Genomic DNA, 9800 nt, shown 5'->3' with positions numbered 1-9800 from the left:
GCCCGGCAATGGGTGCATGAACTTTTGGCCCGCTACCAGCAGGGCGGGCTCGATGCGCTCGAGCCGCGCTCGCGGCGCCCGCATAGCAATCCCCGCGCTACCGCGGACGAGGTGATCGTCGCCGTCGTACAACTACGCGAACAGCTCAGCGCCGATGGCTGTGATGCCGGACCGCTCACCTTGCAATGGCATCTGGCCCAACGGGGCTTACCGGTGCCGTCGACCTCGACGATTCGACGCATCCTGCACCACCACGGCCTGATCACCGCCCAGCCACACAAACGCCCCCGTAGCTCCTACACCCGATTCCAGGCCGCCCAACCCAACGGGTGCTGGCAATCCGACTTCACCCACTGGTGGTTGGCTGACGGCACCGAAGTCGAAATCCTCAACTGGCTCGACGACCACTCCCGCTACCTGCTGGCCTGCACCGCCTACCTACGCGTCACCGGCCCCGACGTCGTGGCCAGCTTCATCAACACCGTCAACACCTACGGACTACCTGCCGCCACTCTCACCGACAATGCCGCGGTCTACACCTCACGATTCACCCACGGACACAACGGATTCGAGCTACTACTCCAAGCCCTGGGCGTCACCCAGAAAAACGGGCATCCGGGCCATCCCCAAACCCAAGGCAAAGTCGAACGCTTCCACCAAACCCTCAAACGCTGGCTAGCCGCGCGACCCCGCCCGGCCACCATCGCCGAGCTACAAGCCCTCCTCGATGCCTTCCGCGAGTTCTACAACCACCACCGGCCCCACCGCGCACTGGCCGCACACACCACTCCCGCTCAGGCCTACACGCCCTGCCCAAAGCCACCCCACCCAGCCAGCCAGCCGACCCACACTTGCGCATCCGCCACGACACCGTCGACCAATTCGGCAAACTCACCCTGCGCTACGCCAGCCGCCTGCGCCACCTGGGCATCGGCCGCGCCCACGCCGGCACCAAAGTCCTCATCCTCGTCACCGCAACCACCGTCACCGTCATCACCACACCCACACACCAGCTAATCGCCAGCCACACCATCAGCCCCGACCGCAACTACTGGCCCAACACAAAACAGCCTCGAGATACCTCAGGGCTGCGTAAACAAAGACACGACTCATCAGTCAACGATGACTCGACTCACCAGTAAACGATGACTCGACTCATCACATTGGCGGTGGCGGAGGGATTTGAACCCTCGGACGGGGGTTACCCGTCACACGCTTTCGAGGCGTGCTCCTTAGGCCGCTCGGACACGCCACCGCCGGACAGCCTACCGAACCGACGCCCGCTCACCCCAATCGCTGGCGGGCGAAGAAGTCCTCCAGCAGCGCGGCGCAGTCATCGGCCAGCACCCCGCCCCGCACGGCGGGCCGGTGATTGAGCCGCCGGTCACGCACCACATCCCATAACGAGCCGACGGCGCCGGTCTTGGGCTCCCATGCCCCGAATATCAATCGCGCGACCCGCGCCATCACCAGCGCGCCCGCGCACATCGTGCAGGGCTCGACGGTGACCGCCAGGGTGGCCCCCTCCAGTCGCCAACCGTCACCGAGCACCTCGGCGGCCGCCCGCATCGCCAGGATCTCCGCGTGCGCAGTCGGATCACCGAGCACTTCGCGGGCGTTGACCGCACGGGCCAACTCGGTGCCGTCGGCGCCAACCACCACCGCGCCCACCGGGACGTCACGCGGGCCGGCAGTCGCGGCAACCGCGAGCGCGGCGCGGATCAGGTCTTCGTCGCCGGTCACCGCCCGATACGGTCGAGGACGGTCGACAGCTCCTCGGCGAAGCCCATCTCCCGCGCGATGCGCCCCAACTGCTCGTCGGCATAGAGGTCGGTCTCGTCGAGAATGATGCTGAGCACCGCCTCGGGCAGCCCGACGTCGGACAGCAGGCCCAGGTCGCCCTCCTCGAACGGGTCGGCGTCTTCGAGGTCCTCCGGTTCGATGTCGGCGTCCAGCTTGTCCAGCACTTCAGCGGCGATGTCGTAATCGAGGGCCGCGGTGGCATCCGAGAGAAACAGCCGGGTGCCCGACGGGCCTGGACGTACGATGACGAAGAATTCGTCATCGACATCGAGCAGCCCGAAAACAGCTCCGGCGCTGCGTAACTCACGCAATTCGGTCTCGGCTTCAGTCAAACTGGTCAGGGCCTTGCGACGCATCGGGGCGCAGCGCCACCGGCCGTCTTCGCGCACCACGGCAACGCCGAAGCCATCCGGCGTATCTGCCTGCGCGGAGGCCCGCTGCGGTCCCATGGGCGCAACGCTAGTCTGTGGCCAGCCCCTTGACCAGCCGATCGGCCCTTGCCTGAGCGACCGTCGGAAGCCGGTCCGGTGACGAATATGCCAACCTTGGAGGGTGGCAAAGACACCGGTGTGTGTGCTGGGGCTGGGACTGATCGGCGGCTCGATCATGCGTGCCGCGGCGGCGGCGAACCGCGAAGTCTTCGGCTATAACCGGTCGGTGGAAGGGGTGCAGGCGGCTCGGTTCGACGGCTTCGACGCGACCACCGAACTCACCGAAGCGCTGGCCCGCGCCGCCGATGTCGGCGCGCTGGTGGTGCTCGCCGTCCCGATGCCGGCAATCCCGTCCCTGCTGACCCACATCCGCGAATTGGCCGCGGACTGCCCGCTGACCGATGTCACCAGCGTCAAAAGTGCGGTGCTCGAGGAGGTGACCGCGGCCGGCCTGCAGGCGCGTTTTGTCGGTGGTCATCCGATGACGGGCACCGCGCATTCGGGCTGGGCAGCCGGTCACGTCCGGTTGTTCACCGGCGCTCCGTGGGTCATCAGCGTCGACGATCACGTCGACCCTGCCGTGTGGAGCATGGTGATGGACCTGGCGCTGGACTGCGGTTCGGTGGTGGTCCCCGCCAGGTCCGACGAGCACGACGCGGCCGCGGCGGCGATTTCGCATTTGCCGCACCTGCTCGCCGAGGCGCTGGCCGTCACCGCCGCCGAGGTCCCGCTGGCTTTCGCGCTGGCGGCAGGGTCGTTTCGCGACGGCACCCGAGTGGCGGTCACCGCGCCGGATCTGGTGCGGGCCATGTGTGAAGCCAACGCCGGCCAGGTGCTGCCGGCCGTCGACCGGTTCATGGAACTGCTCACCGGTGCGCGTGAGTCGTTGGCGCACAACAACTCTGTGGCCGAACTCGTCGAGACCGGGCACGCTGCGCGCACCCGCTACGACAGCTTTTCGCGACCGGAGATCGTCACCGTCTTCGTCGGCGCGGAGAACTGGCGTGCGGAGTTGGCCGCTGCCGGCCGGGCGGGCGGGGTGATCAGATCCGCTCTGCCAAACCTGGATAGTCCACGATGAAGCCGTCGGCATCGACGGTGACGGTGACGTCGGACACCGGCGAGTGCACCTTGATGCCGTCCGGGCTGCCGGAACCGGCGCTGCTGTAGCTGACAACGGCTGACGTGAGCGACATGTCGGGCAAGCTCACGTAGATGACCGGCACCGTCGCCGAGTCGGCCCGTTCGTGCAGGCCCCGGCGGCGGATCGGCAGCGTGTTGAAAAACGGGCTGAAGACCACGTCGATGTCCAGAGCGCCGTCGAACGCTTCGCGCGACTCACCGCGCTGGTCGGTCACCAGCCACATGTTCTCCTCGTCGCGGGCGATGGAGAGCTGGCGTTCCCGCTCGGCCGACGTCACAGTCAACCCGAACCGTTTGCTCGCGCCGGTCTCGTCGGTCTGCAGGTCGTAGTAGGCGCTGAAACCGGGGTGGCTCTCGGCGGCGGCGGCCACGATGCGGCCATTGGCCTTGATCCGGTTGCCGGACAACTGCACTCGCGCCGACTCCATCCGAGCACAATCGGGGGCGCGCCACGTCAAGATCGCCGGCCAAGCGCTCGGCGTCGTATCCGATGGGGCTGGGCTCACCGGTACACAGTAGGCGACGCCCGACCGGGTTTTGCAGCCTGGTCGATCTTGCCCATAGCAGCCGGCACAACCGCCGCGCCTCGCAGACACTTTTCTCCGATGTGGTTTTCTTCGGCGCACGAAGGGGCAAGATGGCTATATGAGCAGCGATCCATCTGTATCGCCCGATCAGCCACATCCGGTGCCCGCACCGCAACCCGAAGCCACCACCGAGCGGCCGGAATCGTCGGTGATGTTCACCCGCGCCGGCGCCATCTGGTCGGCGCTGACCGTCGGGTTCTTGATTCTCATCGTGCTGTTGATCTTCATCACCCAAAACACCGCATCAGCACAGTTTCAGTTTCTCGGCTGGCACTGGAGCCTGCCGCTGGGCGTCGCCATCTTGCTGGCCGCAGTGTGCGGCGGGCTGATCACGGTGCTGGCCGGCACCGCGCGGATCTACCAGTTGCGTCGCGCGGCAAAGAAGCACGCGAGCGGGCGCTAGACCCGACTACAACCGTTGGTTGCGGGGCAGCAGGTCCCACACGTGCTCGGTGCCGTTGACCGCGGCGACGGTGGCCTGCCCGGACCGAGAGAACAGCAGCCGGGTCACCGATGCGTAGTCGATCGGAAACGACAACAGCCGCCTGGTACCCAGGATCTCGTGTAGCAGCACGTTGATCACCCCGCCGTGGCTGAATACCGCGACGGTGTCGTCCGGGTCGGCGGCCGTCACGACGTCGTCGACCGCGGCACCGACACGAGCACGAAAACCGTCCTCGTCGACCGAGCTGGGCAGATGTCCCTGGGCCATCCGGGCCCACTCCTGCGGGTTTTCCTCCCGGATCTGCTCGATGGGGATGTATACGGGCAAGTCGCGGTCGTACTCGGCGAACCGCTCGTCGATCTCGACCGCCAGATCACACGCTGCTGCGACGGGCTCCGCGGTTTGGATGGCGCGCCGCTGCGGGCTGCTGATTATTCGCGAGATCGGAAATCGTGCCAACGCCTCGGGCAGGCGTGCGGCCTGGGCCACACCGTCATCGGACAGGTCCGGGTCAGAGCCCTGGCCCGGCTCACTTCGGAGCGGCAAGGCATGCCGGACCACCAGCAGCTGCATCCGCCCAGCCTCGCACGTTGCCCGCGGTGGCCAGCGGGCAGGCAGGCAAAGCGGGAGAATGTTATTCTCCATACAGAGAGTGAGGTGTGCAGGTGGCGAAGGCCGGTGGTGGCGAACAGCTCGACATCGATGTTCTGGGACGTTGGCTGGACGCGAAGGGTGCGCCGGGTGGCGGCGAGCGGCCGGTGCTGGAGCGGCTGTCCGGCGGCTCCCAAAACACGCTTTATCTCATCGCGCGTGGGAGCGAGCGCATGGTGCTGCGCATGCCCGGACCCGCAGCCGACGCCGCCCGGATCGACGGCCTGCTGCGCGAGATCCGGCTGGTGCGGGCGCTGTCCGGAACAGATGTGCCACATGCCGAGCTGATCGCCGCCGACGATGCCGGCGACCAGCTCGGCATGCCGTTTTACGTCATGCGCGAGATCGAGGGGTGGAGCCCGATGGACGGCGGCTGGCAGGCGCCGTTCGATACCGACCTGTCTGCGCGCCGCGGCCTGGCATTTGAACTTGTCGACGGCGCCGCGAAACTCGGCCGGGTGGACTGGCGCGCACAGGGCCTCGACGGCTTCGGTCGTCCGGACGGATTCCATGAGCGGCAGGTCGATCGCTGGCTGGCCTTTCTCGACGCCTATCGGGTGCGCGACCTCCCCGGTCTGCACGAGGCGGCTGACTGGTTGCGCCGCCACCGGTCTGCGGACTACACGCCGGGAATCATGCACGGCGACTACCAATTCGCCAACGTGATGTTCGGCCACGGGGCGCCGGCCCGGTTGGCCGCGATCGTCGACTGGGAGATGACCACGGTCGGCGATCCGCTGCTGGATCTGGCCTGGTGCCTACTGGGCTATGACGGCGAACATCCGCGCACCGACGGGTTCTATCTGGACATGGCCGGCATGCCCACCCGCAGCGAGTTGCTCGAGCACTACGAAACCGTCAGCGGGTTGTCGACCGAGAACATCGACTACTACCTGGTGTTGGCCAACTGGAAGCTCGGCATCGTGCTGGAAAAGACTTACGCTGCCTCGGTGAGGTCCGACAAAGTCGATCCGAAGGTGGGCGCGGCGATGGGCGCCATGGTCCCGCAGTTGATCGCCACCGCCGCAGAGCTGTCCAGGTCGCTACCGGCGAAGAGCTGACATGGGTTACGCAGACCAGCTTTTCGACCTGACCGACCAGGTAGTCGTGATCACCGGCGGCAGCCGGGGCCTGGGGCGTGAGATGGCCTTCGCCGTCGCCCGCTGCGGCGCCGACGTCGTGATCGCCAGCCGCAATCTCGACAACTGCGTGGCCACCGCCGCTGCGATCGAAAACGAAACCGGCCGAACAGCAATGCCATACCAGGTGCACGTCGGACGGTGGGATCAGCTCGACGGGCTCGTCGATGCGGTCTACGACCGGTTCGGCAAGGTCGACACGCTGATCAACAACGCCGGCATGTCGCCGATCTACGACAAGCTCACCGACGTCACCGAGAAGCTTTTCGACGCTGTGGTCAACCTCAACCTCAAGGGCCCGTTCCGGTTGTCGGCGTTGGTGGGCGAACGCATGGTCGCTGCCGGTCGCGGTTCGATCATCAACGTCAGCACCGCCGGCTCACTGCGCCCGACGCCCGACATCGTTCCGTACGCGGCCGCCAAGGCCGGCCTCAACGCGATGACCGAGGCGTTGGCCAAGGCGTTCGGGCCGGTGGTGCGAGTCAACACGTTGATGGCCGGCCCGTTTTTGACCGACGTCAGCAAAGCGTGGAACCTCGAGCAAGCGGCGCAGAACCCGTTTTCTCACCTGTCGCTACAGCGCGCCGGCGACCCTATCGAAATCGTCGGCGCCGCTTTGTTTTTAGCGTCCGAGGCGTCCAGTTACACCACTGGCTCGATCTTGCGGGCCGACGGCGGCATTCCCTAGCAGCGGTCGCCGCCAAGAATCGAGGAGGTTTCGACATGGCATGGGATTTCTCCACCGAACCGGAGTTCGAGAAGAAGCTCGACTGGGTCCGCGAGTTCGTCCGCGAGGAGGTCGAACCGCTGGAGGTGCTCTTTCCGGGCTGTGAGTTCCTTCCGCTGACCGACGAACGCCGCCGCATCGTCGACCCGCTCAAACAACAGGTACGCGACCAGGGGCTGTGGGCACCGCACCTGGGGCCCGAACTGGGCGGGCAGGGCTTCGGCGCGGTCAAGCTGACACTGATCAACGAGATCTTGGGCCGCAGCCCGTGGGCGCCGATCGTGTTCGGAACCCAGGCCCCCGACACCGGCAACGCCGAAATCCTGGCCCGGTTCGGCACCGAAGACCAAAAGGACCGCTACCTGGCCGGGTTGTTGTCGGGCGAGATCTTCTCCTGCTTCTCGATGACCGAGCCGCAGGGCGGTGCCGATCCGCGAGTATTCACCACCCGCGCCGTCCGCGATGGCGACGATTGGGTGATCACCGGCCGGAAGTACTTCTCCTCCAACGCTTCAGTGGCGTCGTTCTTCATCGTCGTGGCGATCACCGACCCCGACGTCCCGGTGCATCGCGGCGCGTCGACGTTCTTGATCCCGGCCGGAACCCCGGGGCTGGCGGTCGAGGCAACCCACCATCTGACCGGCGCGCTGCCGCACGAGCCGGGACATTCGCTGGTGCGCTACGACGACGTGCGGGTGCCGTCAGAGGCCTTGCTCGGCGAGGCCGGCCAGGGCTTTCTGATCCTGCAGACCCGGCTTGCCGGTGGCCGCCTGCACCACGCGATGCGATCGATCGGAGTGGCGAAGCGTGCCATCGACATGATGGCCCGGCGTGCGAAAAGCCGTTTCACCCAGGGTAGTTCGCTTGCCGACAAGCAGTTGGTGCAAGCGTTCATCGCCGACTCCTACGCCGAGCTGACACCATTCCGGCTCACGGTGCTGCACGCTGCCTGGCTGATCGACACAGCCGGTGAGCATGCGGCCCGCACCGAGATCGGAGTCTGCAAGATCCTGGCCTCGCAAGTGCTGAAATCAATCGGCTTGCGAGCGATCCAGGTGCACGGCGCACTGGGTCTGACCGACCAGCTGCCGTTGACCACGGTGCTGCTGGGCGGCGTGGCACTCGGTCTGGCCGATGGGCCCACCGAGGCACACAAGGTCAACCTGGCCCGGATGCTGCTCAAGAACTACGAGGCCGAAGACCCCGAGTGGCCCAGCGAAATGGTGGACAAGCGGACCGAAGCCGCCCGGGCCAAATACGGTGACCTCGTCGATCGGGTTCCGGCGCTTCCTGATTCGAGATGAGCAGCCGGGTCACCGCGGCCGTCGAGCGTGCGCTCGACGATCGACAGCGTGAGGCCACCGAGGAGGTGGAGCGGATCTTGGCGGCCGCCGTGCGAGTGATGGAACGGTCGGCGCCCGAACCGCCGCGGGTCAGCGACATCGTGGCCGAGGCCGGGTCGTCGAACAAGGCGTTCTACCGATACTTCGCCGGCAAGGACGACCTGATCCTGGCGGTTATGGAACGCGGCGTGGCCATCGTCGTCTCCTACCTGCAACACCAGATGGCCAAGGCGGCCGCGCCGGAGGGCAAGATCGCGCGCTGGATCGAGGGTGCACTCGCCCAGGTCGCCGACCCGCACCTGATCAGCATGAGCCGGGCAGCCGCTGGGCAGATGTCTGCCGGTGGCAACGCCGCTGAGGAGATCATGCGGCCGATGCGTGATCTGCTGACCGAACCAGTTGCAGCGTTGGGCAGCAGGGACGTTCAGCGCGACGCCGACGCCGTGTTCTATTGCACCGCGACGAGCATGCGCCGCTATCTGGATTCAGCCGAGCGGCCCGGCGCCGACGATGTCGCGCATTTGGTGCGGTTCTGCCTACGCGGACTGGGCGTCTGATGCGGGCGGTCGTGTGTCATCGGTACGGCCCGCCGGAAGATCTCGTCCTTGACGAGGTGCCCGACCCGACGCCGGGGCCAGGCGAGGTGGTGGTGCGGGTACGGGCCGCGGCGGTCAACTTTCCCGATGTGCTGATGATCGGCGGTAAGTACCAAGTCCGGATTCCGGTGCCGTTCACTCCCGGTAGTGAGCTGGCCGGAGACGTGGTCGCCGTCGGCGACGGTGTCCGTTGGGCGCCTGGAGACCGGGTGGTCGGTACCGCGTTCGTGGGTGGCTTCGCCGAGCAGGCGCTGCTTCGAACCGAGTCGGTCTCGCCGATACCCGACAGCGCCGACTATGCCGCCGCCGCGGCATTCGGCGTCACATATCGCACCGCATATCACGCGCTTCGCTCGGTTGCCGCAGTCGCGGAAGGGGATTGGGTCGTCGTGCTCGGCGCAGCCGGCGGTGTTGGCTCGGCGGCACTCGACTTGGCAGTCGCCATGAACGCCCGGGTACTGGCCGCAGCGTCGACGCCCGAAAAGCTCGACCTGTGTCGGCAGCGCGGCGCCGAGGCGGTCGTCGACTATGACCGGGAAGATCTGAAGGCCCGTATCCGCGAGCTCACCGACGGCGGAGCGCGGGTTGTCATCGACCCCGTCGGCGGAGCATATTCCGAGCCGGCGCTGCGTGGTCTGGCCCGCGGCGGCCTATTCGTCACGCTCGGCTATGCCGCCGGAAGCATTCCTCCTATTCCGCTGAACCTCGTTCTGCTCAAGGGCATCACGATCCGCGGCATGGAGATCCGGACGTTCATGACAGATCACCCCGAGGAAGCGAGGCGCGACTTAGGCGAGCTGGAGCGGATGTTCGCCCACGGCCGGGTCCGGCCTTACATCGGCGCTCGCTTCGCGCTGGCCGACACGGCGGCGGCGATACGGCATGTTGCCGAGCGCAGGGCGATCGGCAAGGTGGTCATCGACGTCGACGGCTAG

At 66.8% G+C, this 9800-nt stretch carries 12 protein-coding genes and 1 tRNA gene; 8 read left to right on the top strand and 5 right to left on the bottom strand.

Going from position 1 to position 9800, the window contains the following annotated elements:
• On the top strand, positions 1-1017 hold a 1017-nt coding region (locus AC5Y49_RS24215; RefSeq protein WP_499891920.1), incomplete at its 5' end, for an IS481 family transposase.
• A gap of 147 nt (positions 1018-1164) precedes the next feature.
• Here the strand turns inward: AC5Y49_RS24215 and AC5Y49_RS24210 are convergent.
• The 3 genes from AC5Y49_RS24210 to AC5Y49_RS24200 form a co-directional block, all read right to left on the bottom strand.
• A tRNA-Ser gene (locus AC5Y49_RS24210) sits at positions 1165-1255 on the bottom strand.
• Between the two features lie 29 nt (positions 1256-1284).
• Complete coding sequence (locus tag AC5Y49_RS24205; protein WP_499891919.1) at positions 1285-1743, bottom strand: nucleoside deaminase; 459 nt, start codon at positions 1741-1743, stop codon at positions 1285-1287.
• The gene (locus tag AC5Y49_RS24200; protein WP_499891918.1) at positions 1740-2252 is read right to left on the bottom strand and encodes a tRNA adenosine deaminase-associated protein; all 513 of its coding nucleotides are present in this window, start codon (positions 2250-2252) and stop codon (positions 1740-1742) included. Before AC5Y49_RS24200 ends, AC5Y49_RS24205 begins: the two co-directional genes overlap by 4 nt.
• Before the next feature lie 118 nt (positions 2253-2370).
• Between AC5Y49_RS24200 and AC5Y49_RS24195 the strand changes: the two genes are divergently transcribed.
• On the top strand, positions 2371-3315 hold the full coding sequence (locus tag AC5Y49_RS24195) for a prephenate dehydrogenase (RefSeq protein ID WP_499891921.1): 945 nt from the start codon (positions 2371-2373) through the stop codon (positions 3313-3315).
• Here AC5Y49_RS24195 and AC5Y49_RS24190 read toward each other — a convergent pair.
• Positions 3278-3883 carry a putative glycolipid-binding domain-containing protein gene (locus AC5Y49_RS24190; protein WP_499891917.1) on the bottom strand — a complete coding sequence of 202 codons (606 nt, stop codon included), beginning with the start codon at positions 3881-3883 and terminating at the stop codon, positions 3278-3280. The genes AC5Y49_RS24195 and AC5Y49_RS24190 overlap by 38 nt on opposite strands.
• A gap of 139 nt (positions 3884-4022) precedes the next feature.
• On the opposite strand from AC5Y49_RS24190, the gene AC5Y49_RS24185 reads away from it, so the two are divergent.
• Complete coding sequence (locus tag AC5Y49_RS24185; RefSeq protein ID WP_499891916.1) at positions 4023-4367, top strand: LapA family protein; 345 nt, start codon at positions 4023-4025, stop codon at positions 4365-4367.
• Positions 4368-4373: 6 nt separating this feature from the next.
• Here the strand turns inward: AC5Y49_RS24185 and AC5Y49_RS24180 are convergent, their stop codons facing one another.
• Entirely contained in the window at positions 4374-4982 is a 609-nt protein-coding gene (locus AC5Y49_RS24180) for a histidine phosphatase family protein (protein WP_499891915.1), read from the bottom strand.
• Positions 4983-5074: 92 nt separating this feature from the next.
• On the opposite strand from AC5Y49_RS24180, the gene AC5Y49_RS24175 reads away from it, so the two are divergent.
• From AC5Y49_RS24175 to AC5Y49_RS24155, 5 genes are read left to right on the top strand one after another with little or no spacing between them, the layout of a single operon-like run.
• Positions 5075-6121 carry a phosphotransferase family protein gene (locus AC5Y49_RS24175; RefSeq protein ID WP_499891914.1) on the top strand — a complete coding sequence of 349 codons (1047 nt, stop codon included), beginning with the start codon at positions 5075-5077 and terminating at the stop codon, positions 6119-6121.
• A 1-nt stretch (position 6122) separates the two neighbouring features.
• Entirely contained in the window at positions 6123-6887 is a 765-nt protein-coding gene (locus AC5Y49_RS24170) for an SDR family NAD(P)-dependent oxidoreductase (protein ID WP_499891913.1), read from the top strand.
• Between the two features lie 35 nt (positions 6888-6922).
• Positions 6923-8230, top strand: a complete 1308-nt coding sequence (locus AC5Y49_RS24165) for an acyl-CoA dehydrogenase family protein (RefSeq protein ID WP_499891912.1) — start codon at positions 6923-6925, stop codon at positions 8228-8230.
• On the top strand, positions 8227-8826 hold the full coding sequence (locus AC5Y49_RS24160; protein ID WP_499891911.1) for a TetR/AcrR family transcriptional regulator: 600 nt from the start codon (positions 8227-8229) through the stop codon (positions 8824-8826). Before AC5Y49_RS24165 ends, AC5Y49_RS24160 begins: the two co-directional genes overlap by 4 nt.
• Positions 8826-9800: an NADPH:quinone oxidoreductase family protein gene (locus AC5Y49_RS24155; protein WP_499891910.1), complete on the top strand. Its 975-nt coding sequence runs from the start codon at positions 8826-8828 to the stop codon at positions 9798-9800. The genes AC5Y49_RS24160 and AC5Y49_RS24155 overlap by 1 nt, the downstream gene beginning before the upstream one ends.

The organism is Mycobacterium sp. NGS62, from assembly GCF_059812285.1.
The sequence above is the reverse complement of the archived record's forward strand: the minus strand, read 5'-3'. Positions and strand labels throughout refer to the sequence as shown.

Bases quoted from the DNA above. Each gene is read 5' to 3' on its own strand.
- AC5Y49_RS24185 (WP_499891916.1), top strand. From the start codon at position 4,023: ATGAGCAGCGATCCATCTGTATCGCCCGATCAGCCACATCCGGTGCCC.
- AC5Y49_RS24165 (WP_499891912.1), top strand. From the start codon at position 6,923: ATGGCATGGGATTTCTCCACCGAACCGGAGTTCGAGAAGAAGCTCGAC.
- AC5Y49_RS24170 (WP_499891913.1), top strand. From the start codon at position 6,123: ATGGGTTACGCAGACCAGCTTTTCGACCTGACCGACCAGGTAGTCGTG.
- AC5Y49_RS24155 (WP_499891910.1), top strand. From the start codon at position 8,826: ATGCGGGCGGTCGTGTGTCATCGGTACGGCCCGCCGGAAGATCTCGTC.
- AC5Y49_RS24180 (WP_499891915.1), bottom strand. From the start codon at position 4,982: ATGCAGCTGCTGGTGGTCCGGCATGCCTTGCCGCTCCGAAGTGAGCCG.
- AC5Y49_RS24200 (WP_499891918.1), bottom strand. From the start codon at position 2,252: ATGGGACCGCAGCGGGCCTCCGCGCAGGCAGATACGCCGGATGGCTTC.
- AC5Y49_RS24160 (WP_499891911.1), top strand. From the start codon at position 8,227: ATGAGCAGCCGGGTCACCGCGGCCGTCGAGCGTGCGCTCGACGATCGA.